Origin of the sequence: Gottfriedia sp. NPDC058432 (assembly GCF_042721555.1) — a bacterium.
In the GTDB taxonomy this organism is placed as follows: domain Bacteria; phylum Bacillota; class Bacilli; order Bacillales; family Bacillaceae_G; genus Gottfriedia.
In genome coordinates, this window is sequence record NZ_JBHXLC010000002.1 from 119,555 (window position 1) to 136,491 (window position 16,937).

16 protein-coding genes and 2 other annotated features are annotated in these 16,937 nt (G+C 33.0%); of the genes, 13 read left to right on the forward strand and 3 right to left on the reverse strand.

From position 1 onward, the window contains the following. Positions 1-609 (forward strand): YiiX/YebB-like N1pC/P60 family cysteine hydrolase, encoded by a 609-nt coding sequence (locus ACFWM3_RS02815; protein ID WP_390310107.1) that lies wholly within the window; start codon positions 1-3, stop codon positions 607-609. Positions 610-630: 21 nt separating this feature from the next. Here the strand turns inward: ACFWM3_RS02815 and ACFWM3_RS02820 are convergent, their stop codons facing one another. After that, complete coding sequence (locus ACFWM3_RS02820; RefSeq protein ID WP_390310108.1) at positions 631-981, reverse strand: hypothetical protein; 351 nt, start codon at positions 979-981, stop codon at positions 631-633. Between the two features lie 160 nt (positions 982-1,141). Here ACFWM3_RS02820 and ACFWM3_RS02825 point away from each other — a divergent pair, with 160 nt between their 5' ends. After that, the gene (locus ACFWM3_RS02825) at positions 1,142-1,705 is read left to right on the forward strand and encodes a hypothetical protein (protein WP_390310110.1); all 564 of its coding nucleotides are present in this window, start codon (positions 1,142-1,144) and stop codon (positions 1,703-1,705) included. A gap of 50 nt (positions 1,706-1,755) precedes the next feature. Beyond that, positions 1,756-2,508: a hypothetical protein gene (locus ACFWM3_RS02830; RefSeq protein WP_390310111.1), complete on the forward strand. Its 753-nt coding sequence runs from the start codon at positions 1,756-1,758 to the stop codon at positions 2,506-2,508. Positions 2,509-2,646: 138 nt separating this feature from the next. Here ACFWM3_RS02830 and ACFWM3_RS02835 read toward each other — a convergent pair whose 3' ends face one another. Further along, positions 2,647-3,843: a hypothetical protein gene (locus ACFWM3_RS02835; RefSeq protein WP_390310113.1), complete on the reverse strand. Its 1,197-nt coding sequence runs from the start codon at positions 3,841-3,843 to the stop codon at positions 2,647-2,649. A gap of 342 nt (positions 3,844-4,185) precedes the next feature. Between ACFWM3_RS02835 and ACFWM3_RS02840 the strand changes: the two genes are divergently transcribed. The 10 genes from ACFWM3_RS02840 (at position 4,186) to ACFWM3_RS02885 (ending at position 14,487) form a co-directional block, all read left to right on the forward strand. Next, positions 4,186-5,166: a quinone oxidoreductase family protein gene (locus ACFWM3_RS02840; protein WP_390310115.1), complete on the forward strand. Its 981-nt coding sequence runs from the start codon at positions 4,186-4,188 to the stop codon at positions 5,164-5,166. A gap of 652 nt (positions 5,167-5,818) precedes the next feature. Next, positions 5,819-6,964, forward strand: coding sequence for an acyl-CoA dehydrogenase family protein (locus ACFWM3_RS02845; protein ID WP_056469671.1), 1,146 nt, complete (start codon positions 5,819-5,821; stop codon positions 6,962-6,964). 11 nt (positions 6,965-6,975) lie between these two features. After that, positions 6,976-8,316: an acetyl-CoA carboxylase biotin carboxylase subunit gene (locus tag ACFWM3_RS02850; protein WP_390310117.1), complete on the forward strand. Its 1,341-nt coding sequence runs from the start codon at positions 6,976-6,978 to the stop codon at positions 8,314-8,316. A gap of 11 nt (positions 8,317-8,327) precedes the next feature. Then, positions 8,328-8,549: an acetyl-CoA carboxylase biotin carboxyl carrier protein subunit gene (locus ACFWM3_RS02855; RefSeq protein WP_056469678.1), complete on the forward strand. Its 222-nt coding sequence runs from the start codon at positions 8,328-8,330 to the stop codon at positions 8,547-8,549. 12 nt (positions 8,550-8,561) lie between these two features. Continuing rightward, entirely contained in the window at positions 8,562-9,473 is a 912-nt protein-coding gene (locus tag ACFWM3_RS02860) for a hydroxymethylglutaryl-CoA lyase (protein ID WP_390310119.1), read from the forward strand. Further along, positions 9,474-10,250 (forward strand): enoyl-CoA hydratase-related protein, encoded by a 777-nt coding sequence (locus ACFWM3_RS02865; protein WP_390310121.1) that lies wholly within the window; start codon positions 9,474-9,476, stop codon positions 10,248-10,250. A 4-nt stretch (positions 10,251-10,254) separates the two neighbouring features. Continuing rightward, positions 10,255-11,784, forward strand: coding sequence for an acyl-CoA carboxylase subunit beta (locus ACFWM3_RS02870; protein WP_390310123.1), 1,530 nt, complete (start codon positions 10,255-10,257; stop codon positions 11,782-11,784). Between the two features lie 281 nt (positions 11,785-12,065). After that, a complete protein-coding gene (locus tag ACFWM3_RS02875) occupies positions 12,066-13,328 on the forward strand; it encodes a DUF2157 domain-containing protein (protein WP_056469691.1) in 1,263 nt (420 codons plus the stop codon). Beyond that, positions 13,318-13,821: a GDYXXLXY domain-containing protein gene (locus tag ACFWM3_RS02880; protein WP_390310124.1), complete on the forward strand. Its 504-nt coding sequence runs from the start codon at positions 13,318-13,320 to the stop codon at positions 13,819-13,821. The genes ACFWM3_RS02875 and ACFWM3_RS02880 overlap by 11 nt, the downstream gene beginning before the upstream one ends. A gap of 162 nt (positions 13,822-13,983) precedes the next feature. Further along, a complete protein-coding gene (locus ACFWM3_RS02885; protein ID WP_056469693.1) occupies positions 13,984-14,487 on the forward strand; it encodes a VanZ family protein in 504 nt (167 codons plus the stop codon). Between the two features lie 72 nt (positions 14,488-14,559). Here the strand turns inward: ACFWM3_RS02885 and ACFWM3_RS02890 are convergent, their stop codons facing one another. Further along, positions 14,560-15,126: a biotin transporter BioY gene (locus ACFWM3_RS02890; RefSeq protein ID WP_097975141.1), complete on the reverse strand. Its 567-nt coding sequence runs from the start codon at positions 15,124-15,126 to the stop codon at positions 14,560-14,562. A gap of 967 nt (positions 15,127-16,093) precedes the next feature. Then, positions 16,094-16,317, forward strand: a binding site (T-box leader). Positions 16,318-16,368: 51 nt separating this feature from the next. Beyond that, positions 16,369-16,600, forward strand: a binding site (T-box leader). Positions 16,601-16,937 lie beyond the last annotated feature (337 nt).

The following is a 16,937-nucleotide window of genomic DNA, read 5'->3' on the forward strand; positions in this document are numbered from 1 at the left end:
ATGAAAAAGCTATTAGTCGAAGAAAAAATTATAATAGGGTTTATATTATGTATCGTTTGTTTAGGAATTTTATTACCAAAAGGCAAGGCAAATTCGTTTCAATTTAAACCGGGAGACATACTTATTTCAAAGAGTACAGCTCCTGGGGTAAGTGGAAAGGGGATAGTAGGTCATGCAGGGATCGTGATTGATTCTAAAACTGTGTTGCATATTGCTGGACCAAACAAAAAGCCATCAAAGATTTCGATAACCGAATGGCTTAGTCAATCTAAGAATCCAAGTACAAAAGTAATTAGATCAAAAAATGCGACACTGGGAACAAAGGTAGCTCAAAAAGCTAAGGATAACTTTTTAAATAAAAATATACCTTATGATTTAAACTTTACTCCAAATCCAACTAATATTAAAAAAACTTATTGTAGTGAATTAGTATGGTATTCGTATTACAAAGCAGGTTTTGAATATAAAAAGCCTAGTACTTTATCAATGGGAGGTGGAGTTTTTAAAACAGTTTGGCAGCGTCCTTCAATTATCAAACCATACGACTTCTTAAATAACTCAGCTTTACCGTATAATAACTTTCATATTGTAAAAACATTTAATTGGTAAAAAAGAGGTCGCCTCCTTTTTTTAAGGGGTTTTACCTTTTATTTTTTCATATTCTCTAGCACTATATTCAACCCCATGTAAAATATAATAATCCAATTTTACTTTATTTTTTTGGTGGTCTTTATAATAATAATAAGTTCCCTGATCACCCATTATTTCAACACAAACAAACCACTTTTTGTCTCCTTTTGCTTTAATCCAATCATAGACGGGTTTACTCACTTTAATATCTTTTTTAGCAACCCCTTTTTCTGTCACAAGATAATCTTCTACAGTATCCTTAGTTAAATCTAATTTAATATTTATATACAAATAAGAGCTGATCACTTCAAATGCAATAACTACAAATATAACTACTATTTTCTTTCTCATAGCTAGACCTCCTTAGGATTAATAACTTAATAGTAAGGCATTAGTCTAAAATTAAAATGATATTTGGAAAACATTCATAAAGTATCCACTTATATACAAAAATTATTGTGTATTTTTGTTAAAACATACCGAAATAAAAATAAAAGGAGGTAGAATTTTAGTGAAACAATTTAAGAAAAAAAGACTTGGATTAATTTTGTCATATGGAATTATTTTTTCTATCTTCGACCCATTATCTGCACTGGCAGCAGTTGTTCCTTCAAATAGCCGTCCTAGTGTTACTTATAGATCGACTAATGAATTTGGCAGTTCTGAACTTTTAGGTCCCTGGAAAGATAAAAAGTGGAATTATTACGCCTATTCTTATAAATATAATGGATGGGATAAAGATGCATTTGAAGCTGTAAATGCACAAGCGACAGTTACATTATCTTCTACTTCAAATTCTACTTATACCCTTTCCGGTTCTACTGAATTTGGAATTAAAAAAATTGCCGAAGCAAATCTAGGGGGAACATTTGGTAAGAGTTGGGGAAAAACATCAACTGTAGAATTTACTGCACAAAAAGGTTATATCTATGAATTATGGAGTGTTAATAAAATTAAGGTAGAAAAGTACAAATACACTTACAAACCTTTACTTGGCTCAAAAAAGACTTTGTACAGCAGGGCGAATGATCGTGACAGAACGTATAAATGGTTTTTCAGATATACTCGCAAATAGTTTATTCTTTTTGAAATTTAAATTAGGAAAAAAAGAAGTGAGGAATATTATTGAAAAAACAGCTTTGTTTATTTATACTAACCGCTACACTCATTGCTATATTTACAGCATGCAACTCCCAAAAAAATAATCACCCTACGCATCTCATGCTTTCTGCTGTTGCTAAATTAGAAGGAGAAATTAAAAAAGAAAAAAATTATTTATTCTTTAATAAAAATGATTATACGAAAAGAATAACTTTATATTTCTACGATAATTACAATAAAGCACCAATTACAAATGTTAGATTATTTCGTGATAATGTATTAGTTAGTAAAAAAACGAAAGTAATTGATACATCAATTCATGATAATGGTATATTTACATTTGAATTGCGTGAGTATATACCTTTCTTTAATAGTATCGAATTAAGTAATCATAATGGTAGACTTTTAAAATTAAAAACAGGCGATTATCATTTTGAATTGGTCAATCTGGCAAATAATATAGAAAATGATTACCGGTGGTACTTAGAAAGTTATAACACAGGTGAAGGTAATTTTAAATTTGAAATGGATGCTAATTTTAGCAGGAAAAATTCTCAAAAAACAAAGTATGAGTTAAATTCTGCATATAAAAAGTTAAAAGGATTTAGTGTGGTAGAAATTCCCACGTTTAAAGAAAAGAGTAATACTTTATTCTTTAAATACTCTGCAACTAGTTCAACCAAAGAGGCTGGTTCCTATGAAGTTTTAGTAGTTCAGAAGAATAGTAGTGGACAAGAGTATTTAATGGGTTCTGTTATTGTTCCATTAAAGGAATAATTACTAACTAGAAATAAGTCACGTCATTAAAAATAAGGTGATTTTTGTTTTTTTATGAAAGTAAGAGCAAGGAAAAACTCTTTTAAGAGGAAAACATGGTTGTCATTAAAAGGGGCCATCGTTGGCCCTTTGTTTTTATTATTTACTTAACATCATGAAACCATAAGAGTAAATAGATTTTCCTCTCTTTTGCACTTGGTTCATAACCTCTTTTATACCAGTAATTTCTTGTTGGGATTCTTGTTTTCCAGTTAGAAGACTATAAACATCTATTGTATACTTTTCGCTTTTAGGATTAAATCTAAAATAATAAACACGATCATCTTGGAAGTAAACTTGCTCGTTATAACCAACTTTAGTTTGATCAGCATCAACAAACGAGAATTTTTTTTGAATTTGTTCTGATTTTGTATTAAATGTATAAACATCACCTAATCCATCAACAAAATAAAGCTCATCTTTGAAGATATATGCAGATTGTCTAACATTAAATACGATCGTTTCAATTACGTCGTTCACTCCAGCATAATGCACAAGTGGAAAGATATCTTGTTTTTTTGTTTGTTTATTTACCCTTATTAAAAGGTCATCTTTATTATGATCATCTTTTGCTGCTCCCATAATGACATAAAAATAATTTTGATCAGCTAACACTTCTGATTCCGCAGCTACTTCACTAGGAGTTTCCACCTTAGCTAAATCCTTAAGGCTAAATTCATTATCTAAGATTACTTCCTTTAACTCAAACTCTTTAGGCTTAGTTTGGTCGTTAGCTAAAACGTAAACATTGTCACCTTCTACACCAGAAGACACAAGGTAACTAGGTATAGTACCTGTTTTAAATCCATTTGCATTTCCATATCGAACATCGGAATCATATCCGCCCTTTTTATTAAATCCTGTATTATAAATGCTAAAGAATAAATCTTTACCTGGTAAATAGCCAGAACGTTCTCCTGTATACTGACTTTTCTTTAAATGAACAGTCTTATACTTCTCACCGATCAGTTGTATTCGATTTTTATCTTCTATAAATACTTGACTAGTGCTTTTAGTGATGTTACCCAACTCTAAACCGTCCATTTTAATACTGTTCGCTTGTCCTTTCTCATCAACGAACATTGCATAGCTAGTACCACCATCATTTGAATCTTGGTCAGCGGTAGTTGAAAAGAAAAGTACTGCTCGTTTATCTTTTAAGAAACCAGCATTTGTTAGTTCATCTTCATTTACCGAAACCTTTTCACTTGGGTCCCATGCATACAAATAAAAACCATATCCCCCACTTATGATGAGTGCCAATATTAGAATTGTTAGTATAATTTTTAGTTTCATAATTCCTCCAACGTATGTTAGTAATACTTAGAAATATCCTGTATCTAATTATCTGTTCTAGGAAGTTTCGTTACTTCTGCAAAAGTCGAGTCGAACTAAATTTTATGAGAACAGATAGTACTTCCAGTAAGAACATTTTCTATTATATTAGTATTTTCTAATAAAACTACCATATTTTTTCAAAAGGGTAATGTTTTATCATTAATCATTCTCGTTATTAAGTATTTTAGTTAAAAAGGAGGAGGCAAAAAGGGATAACGGTGAAAGTAATAAATTGATATTATTCGTTCAACATTCTTAGAGGTAAAATAATAGTAAAGTGGCATTAGTGAGGTGGAGATAGTGAAAGCAGTTGTTGTGACCGAGTTTGGAAAACCAGAAGTTTTAAAGGTTGTTGATATGGAAGTACCATCAATTAATTCGAAACAGATATTAATTAAAGTGGAAAAAGCCAGTGTGAACTTTGCAGATGTAAAAGCAAGATACGGAAAAAAGGGCAAAGGAAAATTCCCGTTTATTCCTGGTTTAGATGTAGCTGGAACAATTGAAGTCGTAGGTGCCGATGTGAAACAGTTTCAAGTTGGACAACGAGTAGTTGCTTTTCCAGTAGGTGGTTCATACGCTCAGTACGTTGTAGCAAATGAAAATTTAACATTCAATATACCTGAATCAGTTGGATTTGATGTAGCTGCAGCTTGTCCAACTGTATCATTTCTTTCGTATAAACTCTTAGCTGATTTAGCTAGAATTGAAAAAGGAGAAGCGGTATTAATTCATTCTGCTGCTGGTGGTGTAGGTACAACTGCTATCCAAGTGGCAAAGATTTTAGGTGCTGGTAAGATTATTGGAACAGTAGGAAGTGAACAGAAGATAGCGTATGCATTAAACGCTGGTGCGGATCATGTGATTTGCTATGAGAAAGAAAACTTTTCAGAAAAAGTAAATGAGTTAACTGATGGAATTGGCGCTAATATTATTTTAGATTCAGTTGCAGGTAGAATTTCAGAACAAAGCATTAATTGCTTAGCTAAATACGGGCGACTAGTTCATTTTGGAAATTCCAGTGGTGAAGTTGGCCATTTTAAAACAAGTGAATTACATTCAAGCTGTCGATCTGTCCTTGGTTTTAGTTTAGGTACAACTAGGAAAGAAAGACCAGAGTCATTGAAGGAAACGGCAAATCAAGTATTACGATATATAAACGAAGGACTTCTAAATATAAAGATAGGACACTATTTTTCGTTAGAAGATGTAGTTAGTGCCCATAGATTAATTGAAAGCAGACAAAGTACTGGTAAAATATTATTAGATATCAATAATTAATCAAGAAGGACATATCTCTGTACTTAGGGGTATGTCTTTTTTGTTTTTAATAAATAGGTCGCAAGTTAATATTGCACAATCTGAGGATGTGAATAAACAGTAGGTGTATCTAGTTGAAATGATTAATTTTTTGATAGATTTAAACAAAATGAGAGCAACTTGCTAGTTTTCCATTTGAAAAGGTCAACTATTGTACCATTTTTAGTGTGTAATACCTTAACTGGTGTGGATAATTTTTCATTTTAATTGCAGATTTAACGAATTTAATTGCGGTTTTGATGATTTTAATTGCAGATATCGTTATTTTAATTGTAGATTTGCCATTTTTATTTGCAGTTCTCTGAGATTTATTTGCACTAACTGTCTTCTTATTTGCACACCCCCAAGACTTATTCACAGCCCACCGTTCAACAGTAATTCAGACTACATCCCCACGATCCTCCCACTTTTCCTAACCTTTCCTCTTTTGTCTCAATTTGTCGAACATAGATTAAAGGGAAATGGTAGAAAATATCGAATATTATCAATTGTAAGACTAAAATATTTATTTCTTATACACGAAATATGGGACTCCACTGCTATTTGCTGCAGTTGGAGACATTCTTACGTTTTTTAAAACGTACCTAAATATTAAAAGGAGAGTGACTAACACATGGATTTTTTATTATCTAAAGAACAGCAAATGATTCAAGAAATGGTACGAGATTTCGCAGCGAAGGAAATTGAGCCTTTTGCAGAGGAACTTGATCGTGATAGCAAATTCCCGATTGAAACGTTCAAAAAAATGGGTGAATTAGGTTTATTAGGAATTCCGTTCCCTGAAGAATACGGCGGTAGCGGTGGCGATACGATTAGTTATGCGTTAGCTGTAGAAGAAATAGGGCGTGCATGTGGAGGAACAGGTTTAAGCTTTGCTGCAACATGTTCATTAGGTGCTTCTCCAATTTATTATTTCGGTACAGAGGAACAAAAGCAAAAATTCTTAGTTCCTATGGCGCAAGGAAAAACACTTGGAGCTTTCGGTTTAACTGAGCCAAATGCGGGTTCTGATGCTGGTGGAACACAAACAAAAGCGGTCTTAGACGGTGACGAGTATGTGATTACTGGTGAAAAATGCTGGATTACAAATGCTCAGTATTCTAACACAATTATCGTAACTGCTTATACTTCTATTGATGAAAGAGGAAAGAAAAATATTTGTGCGTTTATCGTACCAACTGACTCAGAAGGATTAACAATTACAGATCCTTATGACAAGATGGGTGTTCGTGCTTCTAATACGACTCAAATTGTATTAGATGGAGTACGTGTTCCAAAAGAAAATATTCTTGGCAATCCTGATAAAGGTTTTGGCCAATTCTTATATACATTAGATGGTGGTAGAATTTCAATTGCAGCACTTGCTGTAGGTATTGCACAGAAGGCTTTTGATAAAGCATTAGTATATGCAAAAGAACGTAAACAATTTAAACAACCTTTATCTAGTTTCCAAGCTATTCAATTTAAATTAGCTGATATGGCTATGGGAATTGAGTTAGCAAGAAATATGGTGCATAAAGCTGCATGGTTAAAAGACAATGGAAAACCGTTTACGAAAGAAGCGGCATTCGCTAAGTTATACGCATCTGAAATCGCTTCCAAAATTGCGAATGAATCATTACAAATTCATGGTGGATATGGTTACATGAAAGAGTATGGCATCGAACGTTTAGTGCGTGATGCTAAGTTACTTGAAATTGGTGAAGGTACGTCAGAAATTCAACGTATGGTAATTGCACGTCAATTAGGATGCCGATAAGGAGAGAGAATATGATCAAAATACTTATTGCAAACCGCGGGGAAATCGCATGTAGAATTATTGAAACATGTAAAAAGCTTCGTTATCAAACTGTAGCAGTTTATTCAGATGCTGATAAGGAAAGTTTGCATGTTAAGTTAAGTGATGAAGCATTTTCTTTAAAAGGTAATCATACAAAAGATACGTATTTAAACGCAGATTTAATTATAAAAATTGCAAAAGAAAATAATGTAACAGCTATTCATCCTGGTTATGGTTTCTTATCAGAAAATAGTGATTTTGCTAGAAAATGTAAAGAAGCAGGTATTTTATTTGTAGGTCCTAAGCCAGAGCATTTAGAGATGATGGGCGAAAAAATTAGAGCTAGACAAATAATGGAGCAATTAAACATTCCATTAATTAAAGGAAACTCTCACCCAATTCAATCAGTTGAAGAAGCGAGAGAAATAGCAGAGCAAATTGGTTATCCTGTTATGTTAAAAGCTTCTAGTGGTGGCGGCGGAATCGGTATGAAGTTAATCGAAAACGAAGCACAGCTAGAAAAAGAATTTTTAACAACACAAACGAGAGCACTTCAATTTTTTGCGAATGATGATGTATTCATTGAAAAAGCGATTATTAAACCGAGACATATTGAAGCACAAATCGCTGCTGATTCTCATGGTAACGCTGTTTTCTTTTTTGAAAGAGATTGTTCTATTCAAAGAAGAAACCAAAAAGTTGTTGAGGAAGCACCATCACCATTCCTTTCTCCACAAGGTAGAAAGAAACTTGAAGAATATGCCCTAACAATAGCTAATCAAATGAAATATGTAAACGTGGGAACAATTGAATTTTTAGTTGATGAAAAAGAAAATATTTACTTCTTAGAAATGAATACTAGATTACAAGTTGAGCACGGTGTAACGGAAGGAATTACAGGAATTGATCTAGTTGAATGGCAGTTCCGTATCACATTTGGTGAAACACTTCCAATTCGTCCAACTCATGTAGAAATGAATGGTCACTCTATCGAAGTAAGGGTGTATGCTGAGGATCCTAAAACTTTCTTCCCATCGCCAGGAACAGTTCAACACTGTAACTTCCCAGAGGAGATTGGTGTACGTATTGATACACATCTTTATGATGGATGGGTTGTATCACCGTTTTATGATCCACTATTAGCGAAAGTGATTGTTACGGCTAATACAAGAAAAGAAGCTGTAATTCAACTGCACAATTATCTTAAAAAGGTAGAAATTGAAGGTATTAAAACAAATCTGCCGTTTTTGATTGATATTCTATCAACGGATGCATTCCAAGAAGGCGACTATACAACAAGTTTTATTAGTGAATATCAAAAAGTGAAATGAGGTAATTAAAAATGGAAAACTTAACTGCAATGATGGCTGGAAGCGTATGGAAATGTCTTGTATCTGTAGGAGACGAAATTAGTAGTGATCAAGATTATGTAATCTTAGAATCCATGAAAATGGAAATTCCGCATACTGCTCCTTATAAATGTAAAGTCGTAAATGTTTTCGTTAACGAAGGAGATTTTGTAAACGAGGGCGACTCTTTAATTCAAGTTGAAAAACTAGGTTAGGAGCTATTAGTGATGAAGCTACCTCAATCGGCTTTTATAAGAGAAGTAGGTCCACGTGATGGTTTGCAAAATGAAAAACAGTTTGTTTCCACTGAACAGAAGCTTGAGTGGATCAATTTATTAGTAGAGAGTGGTTTGTCTTATATTGAAGTTTCTTCATTTGTGAGACCAGACTGGATTCCTCAATTAAGTGACTCGGTAGATCTATTTACGAAGCTTAAGAAAAAAGATGGGGTTACTTATGCAGCTCTTGTTCCTAATAAAAGAGGGCTAATGAGTGCATTTGAAGTAGATGCAGATGAAATTAATTTCTTTGTATCTGCTAGCGAAACACATAATTTAAAAAACAAGAACGCGAGTATCGAGCATTCAATGAACGATATTCGCTCTATGATTACAGAATGTAAAAATAATAAAAAGACCACTAGAGCATATATTTCAACTGTCTTTGGTTGCCCATATGAGGGTGCTGTAGACCAAAAAAAGGTGATCAGACTTGCAAACCAATTACTTGAATGTGGAGTAGATGAAATTTCCTTAGGCGACACAATTGGAATTGCTAATCCTCTTCAGGTAAATCAATTTTTAGAAAATCTAGTTAAAGAAGTACCAATTAATCGAATTGCTATGCATTTCCATGATACTTATGGTCGTGCTATTGCAAACTTATATACTTCTTTACTATTTGGAATTGAAAAATTTGATTCATCAAATGGTGGACTAGGTGGTTGTCCATATGCACCAGGAGCTAGTGGAAATGTAGCTACTGAAGATGTTGTTTCATTACTACATAATTTAGGAATTACAACTAATGTGGATGAAAAGAAACTTCAACAAGCTACTTCATATATCTCTGAACAAATGAACTTAACACCAGTTAGTAAGCTATTTTCCGTATGGAATGGTTCAAAGGAGAGTATTTAAATGGAATCAAGTTTATTAGTAAGTGATATCGGTCATATTAGAATTCTTACATTAAATCGTACAAATGCAGCTAATTCATTATCACGTGAGTTACTAGATGCTCTTCATAGCCAAATGGATGAGTTAAAGAAATCATCTGTACGTGCTGTCATATTTACTGGTAGTGAATCATCTTATTTCTGTAGTGGTGCTGATTTAAAAGAAAGAAGAGGCATGACTGAGAGTGAGGCTCGAGAAACTGTTGAAAAAATCGGGACACTTTTTGAAAAAGTTGAAAGATTACCTATGCCAACAATAGCAGCAATCAATGGAGTTGCCTTAGGTGGTGGACTAGAACTTGCTTTAGCATGTGATTTAAGAATTGCTCATAAAGAAGCAATCGTTGGTTTACCAGAAACATCTTTAGCGATTATTCCAGGTGCTGGTGGTACACAAAGGCTTCCACGTTTAATTGGACTTGGAAGAGCGAAGGAACTAATCTTTACTGGCAAACGTTTAAATGCACTTGAAGCTGAAGGCTACGGAATTCTAGAACATGTTGTTGAAATAGATGAATTACAAAATAAGGCGCTTGAAATGTGCGAAACGATCGCAAGTAAAGGTCCTCTTGCAATCCGTGCAGCAAAAAAGGCGATTCAACGCGGTTTCGATCTTCCTTTAGATTTAGGACTAAGATTAGAAACTTATGAATATGAAACTTTACTGCATACAAACGACCGTATGGAAGGTTTAGTAGCATTTCAAGAAAAGCGTAAGCCGCAATATAAAGGAGAGTAATTGCATGTCAAACGAAGCAACATATCAAGCTCGAAAAGAACAAATACTTTCTGGTGGGAAAGAAAAATATCATGAGAGCAATGCCAAAATTGGTAAGCTCTTTGCAAGAGAAAGAATTAATCAACTTTTAGATAAAGACAGTTTTGTAGAAGATGGTTTCTTTGCAAACTGTATGAATGACGAATTTCCAGCAGATGGCATCGTAACAGGAATCGGTAAAATTAATGGCCGTACTGTTTGTGTAATGGCGAATGATTCGACTGTAAAAGCAGGTTCATGGGGCGAAAAAACAGTAGAAAAGATTATCCGCATTCAAGAAACATGTTTAAAAATGCTTGTACCTCTAATTTATTTAGTGGACTCTGCAGGTGCACGTATTACCGATCAAGTATTTATGTTCCCAGGTAGACGTGGTGCTGGACGTATATTCCACAACCAAATTAAGCTATCAGGTCAAGTACCTCAAATTTGTTTATTATTTGGACCTTCTGCTGCAGGTGGAGCTTATATTCCTGCATTTTGTGATTCTGTATTTATGGTTGAAGGTAATTCTTCAATGTACTTAGGATCACCTCGTATGGCTGAAATGGTAATTGGTGAAAAAGTTACGCTCGATGAAATGGGTGGAGCTAGAATGCACTGTTCAGTTTCAGGCTGTGGAGATGTATTATGTGAGTCAGAAGAAGAAGCGATTGCTAAGTTAAAAGATTATTTATCTTACTTACCGACTAATTTCAAGCAAGGGGCACCTGTTGTTGAGGCGAAAAATCCTGTACAAAAGGAGAAGTCTTTAGCAGAAATTATTCCAAGCAATCAAAACGTACCATTTTCTATTTATGAATTTATTGACCGAGTAGTTGATGAAGATTCATTCTTCGAAATTAAAAAGCTATTTGCACCTGAACTAGTGACTGGTTTTGCTAGATTAGATGGACGTAGCGTAGGGATTATCGCTAACCAACCGAGAGTTAAAGGTGGCGTATTATTCCATGATTCAGCTGATAAAGCAGCTAAATTTATTAATTTATGTGATGCTTACCATATTCCTTTATTATTCTTAATGGATGTACCTGGCTTCATGATTGGTACTAAAGTAGAGCGTGCAGGAATTATCCGCCATGGAGCAAAAATGCTTTATAGCATGAGTAATGCTTCTGTTCCAAAAATCTCAGTTATCGTTCGTAAAGCTTACGGTGCTGGACTTTACGCAATGGCAGGCCCAGCATTTGAAACAGACTGTGTAATTGCATTCCCATCTGCTCAAATCGCTGTAATGGGTCCTGAAGCTGCTGTAAACGCAGTATATGCAAATAAAATTGCAAACTTACCAAAAGAAGAACAAGCTGCCTTTATCCAAGAAAAACGTAAAGAGTATGCTGAAGATATCGATATTTACCGTTTAGCGTCTGAGCTAGTTGTAGATGTAGTCATTCAACCAGAAGAACTACGTACAGAGCTAATTAAACGTTTTGCATATTACTCAGAATCTTATGAAACTCCTGCTACGAAAAAGCATGGTGTTTATCCTGTATAAAAGATGATGAAACAGCCCTAGAGATAGGGCTGTTTTTTTGTATTGATATAGAATGAAATGATTAATTAGGATTAGTTAGAGGACATACTTCACAAATATCTATATGAAAATTCAGGTAGTCATATTTAGCTCTTAGTGGAAGAATTTACATTTTAAACAAACGTTTGATTAAACATATTCTCCTAAAATTTTAGATTTAGAGGTAATTTATGTTTTATTAAGAAATTATAATAGTAATGGAAGTATTTTTATATACTGCTACTAAAAGGGGGGGGGATTACATGAGTAAATTAGATCAGAAGCTAAAAGAATGGCACGAGAATAACTTACTAGATGAAGAATCATTAAATCGAATAGTTGAGTATGAAAGGCACCGGGCTAAAGCTGAAAAGCAATCATTTTTAGGGGATATTGTGCCATTTTTAATTGCCTTACTTGTAGCATTTTCAATTTTAGCGCTTGTGGGTAGTAACTGGAACGACTTTAGCCAAACCATGAGATTAGTCATTATTTTTATAACATTATTAGTTTTCCATGCAGTTGCTTTTATAAGCTATCAAAAGGGAAAAGAATTGTTTGGACATTGTTTAAACTTTATTAATGTAATTGGGTACGCATGTGCATTTGTTTTAATTGTACAAATGTATCAATTTACAAGTAACAGTCCAGTATTTTTGATCACTTGGACAATGCTCGCGTTTCTTTACTATTATGTGTTAAAGCATAAAATGTTTTATTATCTTTTCTTAGGAATCGGATTTTTTAGTTTGAGCTATAGTGCTGGATTAGAAACGGCACATGTTTATCTTCTTCAAATTCCATTGTTACTTTGCTCAATTTATTTCTTGAAAATCATGAAGAACAGGTGGAATGCCAGCTTTAATTATTCATTTATGGGATATATTGTCATTATGTTTTTCCAAACATTTTCAGATCGCCAATATATAACGCCGATTATTGTAGTAGTGTTTATTCTATGGTTCTTAAATGAGCGCGGCGTTATAGATTATGTTCTTCTACCTGTATTTACAATATTTGTATGGCTATTTACTTTTATTACTTCAATTTTTGGAGGATCATATGATGCAGTTCACGAGATGCAAAAGGAATTTTCGCATGGATTTTTAAAGCCGATTGCAGTACCACTGTTTGATACGATCATTCTATTAATCCTTTTACTAGCAATCTATACTGTTTACAAGAAATGGAAGGACAATATATCGTTTAATAATTATCTTTGGATCTTCTTATTTATATTCTTATTACCGATTCTAGGAGTTCAAGATAAATTAGCAAATATGATTGTAGGCGTATTAATATTATTTGCTTATTCATGTATACGTTTATTTAAAGGTGTATCAGGTCAGGAAAAAGGAAGCATTATTATAGGCTTTATCACATTTGCTACACTCGTAATTGGAATTTATACAGGATTTGCCGTTTCGTTTATAAGTAAATCAATTGTGTTTATTATCCTTGCAGTAATTTTATATTTTGTCTATACCCAATCGAAAAAAGCAAGAGGTGATGAACATGCAAAATAAGAAGAAATTACTTTTGCTTTCAATCATTCAATTTGTTTTATTACTAGCTTTACTTGGAAACATAATGTACTTTAAGCAATCAGCCGATACGTTTAAAATAAATTCACAGAGTTTGGATCCTGTAGAACCTTTATTAGGACATTATGCAGCCCTTTCATATGATTTTGACTCAATAACAATGAAGGATTGGAAAGGTAATGGTAAGCCGAAAGAAGGGGAAAACGTTTATATCGTCTTTCAAAAAGGGCAAAACGATATCTATCAATTAAATTATGTAACGGATCATCGTCCAAAGCATTCAAAATACATTAAAGCTACTATTCAATACACATATATTGGAGAAGAAAAAGAAATTGTAATCAATCATAATCTAAGTCGTTTTTACATCCCTGAAAGCCAAATGGACAAATACAATAAAGGTGGGTCTAAGTATATTGTTACAGTCCAACAAAAAGGAGATCGATCAGTCGTTAAAGCTGTTGATGTACAATGAAGCAACCACTCAATTGAGTGGTTATTTTTTTAGTAACTTTAATGAGTTTTGCAGCAAAACTAAATGGATTTTGAATTTAAGACATATTAATTGAGAAACCATCTATAAAAAATAGAAATATATGGTATTATTTAATGTATAAAATGACGGAGATTTTAAAAGATGAATAAAATTATCAAAATAATATTATTACTATTAATCTGTTTGTATTTAATGATTCTTACTGAAAGAATTCTATTTAAATATTTACCAGTATCACAATTTATTAGCCATTTAGAATTTAATTTCACTAGAGATCATTGGTGGAGATCAAATAACTTTATTCCATTCAAAACGATTACTTTTTATTTGTTTTTGGCTGATATTAATTTTGATATTAGAATTAGTAATTTGGCTGGCAATATTATCGGGTTTATGCCATTTGGCTTCTTGTTGCCGTTAATAGTTAAGAAGTATGATCGTTTGAAATCAATTTTAAAAGCGACTTTCATTTTAAGTTTAACTTATGAAATACTTCAGTTATTATTTGGGCTAGGTAGCTTTGATGTTGATGATTTGATATTAAATACACTTGGCGGTGGATTAGGTTATTTAGTTTTGAAAATAATAAAATTGATTTTTAATTTGAAGAATAAACAAAGGGTTAATACATCTAAAATGTATTGAAGAATTCTATTTCTAAACTCCCTTTCAACAATATAAAAAGAGCTCACATCATAAAAATGAGCTCTTTTTGTATTACGCTGAAATTTCATCACGTTTTAATAAATTAGCTTTTGCTAAACGTTTTCCAATAATAACACCTAATGCAGATGCTACATATGCTTTTACTAATCCAAGAATAATGAAAGGATAAAAACCGAAAGCCATTGCATCGTGCCAGCTTAGAGAAGCTGCAATCTTTAACCACACAGTACCAAAAACTAACGTAACAAACATTCCGATCGTATTTGCAATCATTGCATTTAAGACTGTGAACTTAGTTTTTTCAATATAGTAAGCGATGATGAAAATAGTTGGAATAAATCCAATTAAATAACCGCCCGTTGAACCGACTAGTACGCCAAACCCCGCAGCACCACCTGCGAAAACCGGAATTCCGATTGCTCCAAGTGCTAAATAAAGAAGTAACGAGATTGTTCCGTATTTTTTACCTAAAATCGTTGCTGCTAAGCCGATTGCTAGTGTTTGTCCTGTGATTGGAACAGGAGAAAAGGGTAAAGGAATAGATACTTGAGATAGTATACCAATAATTGCTGCAAATAAAGCTGAATTAATAAGCATTTTTAATCTTTCTTGTTGCATTGCTATATCTCCCTCTCTGTATGTTAACTTATTTTATTTATTAGTTAACATATTATAAATTAATTATATTTTATATAAGAAGATTGTCAATATGATTAAATTTAAAGAGTATTACTCTAGGAAAATGTCTAGTCCCCAATTAAATAAAAAAAGAGTAACTCGAATACGATTACTCCCCTTTCAAAACTATAATTTTTTTCCTGCTTAATTTAATTAATAGCGAGTTCTTTTAATTAATTTGATTACACCATAAATAATTCCAGCAATCATTAAAATTGCAACGGGTAAAACTACAACCATTCCTAACATAAGTTCTCCTAAAATAAATAATTAGATAAATATTTCTAAGTAATTAAGTATACAATACCAAATATTTCCAAACGGTTCAATATTCGAAAGAAATTTATTAATTTTTAATCTGCAAAAACTTTGTAAATTAATCGACCAATTTTGAGCATGTAATTTTAACTTGCAGTATGTTTGCTCAAACACCGATACCATATGTTAGTTAACTCAATAAAAGGAAACATATCTATACATTTATTAGAGAAGTTAGTAAATGTGTCGGGGACAAACTTTATTAATATAATATTATTTTCTTTTCTTTCAAAAAGATGAAGCTGATTAAACTAAGTGAATTTTCAACGGAAAATTAAGTGAATATTAAAGGGCGAAAATATTTGGCGTGAATAAGATTACGGTACTAGTAAATAATCTGGATAATAGACTTTATCGTTTTATTGATTGACAAATCCTTGTTTAGGCAAGACAGAAAAAGTGTGATACTACTATAAAACGAGATACGTAATTAATATTTAGTTTGTGAGTCTAAAGTATATTTCTAACTAGATACTTCTATAGGTAAAGGACTTTATTATATTAGAATAATAAAAACCTCAAAAAAATAAAAGTTAAAAAGTGTTGACATTTACGAAGAATAGGAATAAAGTATGTATTAATTGAATCACGAAAAGCAATGATAGGAATTTTAGTAGTGTAGTTTTCCCTGTAACAGAGAGCTGGTGGTTGCTGCAAACCAGTACATAGAACACATGAATTACGATCCTAGAGCATCTTCCTCGAAACGAATTGTGAGGGGAAGACGGTGAAGAGCCGTTATGAAATGAAGATATTAGTATCGTTTTTAATACTAATAATTTAGGGTGGTACCGCGAATATTTCGTCCCTACTGTGCAAACAGTAGGGACTTTTTTATTTTAAGAATATAATTTAATTAAATAATAATAAGCAATGAATGGAACTAAAGTAGTGAAGTTTTCCCTGTAACAGAGAGCTGATGGTTGGTGCAAATCAGTACATAAAACGTCATGAATTACAATCCACGAGCTTCTTCTTCGAAACAAATTGTGAGGGGAAGACGGTGAAGAGCCGTTATGAAATGAAGATATTAGTAAGTTTTAGTAAAACAGCTAATAACTAGGGTGGTACCGCGAATTTAAAGTTCGTCCCTACTGTGCAAACAGTAGGGATTTTTTTATGTTCAAAAATCTTGGATTCATGTATAGATGTAACGGAATATGCTACTAGTGTGAGAAGAACTAAGGTAAAACATAAGCTTGTCTTTTTTGAGTTGTCTAGTTCCAGGCGTTAGCCCCTCGAGGTCATAAGCCAAAGTCCAATAAAGGTAAAAACCAACCTTTACCGGCCTTTGTCTTATGCTTGTCGGGGCTGAGCAAACGCCTTCCACATTTCGTGTTGTCTAGTTCCAGGCGTTAGCCCCTCGAGGTCATAAGCCAAAGTCCAATAAAGGTAAAAACCAACCTTTACCGGCCTTTGTCTTATGCTTGTCG

Excerpts from the sequence above, each read along its gene's own strand:
- ACFWM3_RS02815 (WP_390310107.1), top strand. The coding sequence starts at position 1 with ATGAAAAAGCTATTAGTCGAAGAAAAAATTATAATAGGGTTTATATTA.
- ACFWM3_RS02820 (WP_390310108.1), bottom strand. The coding sequence starts at position 981 with ATGAGAAAGAAAATAGTAGTTATATTTGTAGTTATTGCATTTGAAGTG.
- ACFWM3_RS02835 (WP_390310113.1), bottom strand. The coding sequence starts at position 3,843 with ATGAAACTAAAAATTATACTAACAATTCTAATATTGGCACTCATCATA.
- ACFWM3_RS02845 (WP_056469671.1), top strand. The coding sequence starts at position 5,819 with ATGGATTTTTTATTATCTAAAGAACAGCAAATGATTCAAGAAATGGTA.
- ACFWM3_RS02850 (WP_390310117.1), top strand. The coding sequence starts at position 6,976 with ATGATCAAAATACTTATTGCAAACCGCGGGGAAATCGCATGTAGAATT.
- ACFWM3_RS02855 (WP_056469678.1), top strand. The coding sequence starts at position 8,328 with ATGGAAAACTTAACTGCAATGATGGCTGGAAGCGTATGGAAATGTCTT.
- ACFWM3_RS02860 (WP_390310119.1), top strand. The coding sequence starts at position 8,562 with ATGAAGCTACCTCAATCGGCTTTTATAAGAGAAGTAGGTCCACGTGAT.
- ACFWM3_RS02865 (WP_390310121.1), top strand. The coding sequence starts at position 9,474 with ATGGAATCAAGTTTATTAGTAAGTGATATCGGTCATATTAGAATTCTT.
- ACFWM3_RS02870 (WP_390310123.1), top strand. The coding sequence starts at position 10,255 with ATGTCAAACGAAGCAACATATCAAGCTCGAAAAGAACAAATACTTTCT.
- ACFWM3_RS02875 (WP_056469691.1), top strand. The coding sequence starts at position 12,066 with ATGAGTAAATTAGATCAGAAGCTAAAAGAATGGCACGAGAATAACTTA.
- ACFWM3_RS02880 (WP_390310124.1), top strand. The coding sequence starts at position 13,318 with ATGCAAAATAAGAAGAAATTACTTTTGCTTTCAATCATTCAATTTGTT.
- ACFWM3_RS02885 (WP_056469693.1), top strand. The coding sequence starts at position 13,984 with ATGAATAAAATTATCAAAATAATATTATTACTATTAATCTGTTTGTAT.
- ACFWM3_RS02890 (WP_097975141.1), bottom strand. The coding sequence starts at position 15,126 with ATGCAACAAGAAAGATTAAAAATGCTTATTAATTCAGCTTTATTTGCA.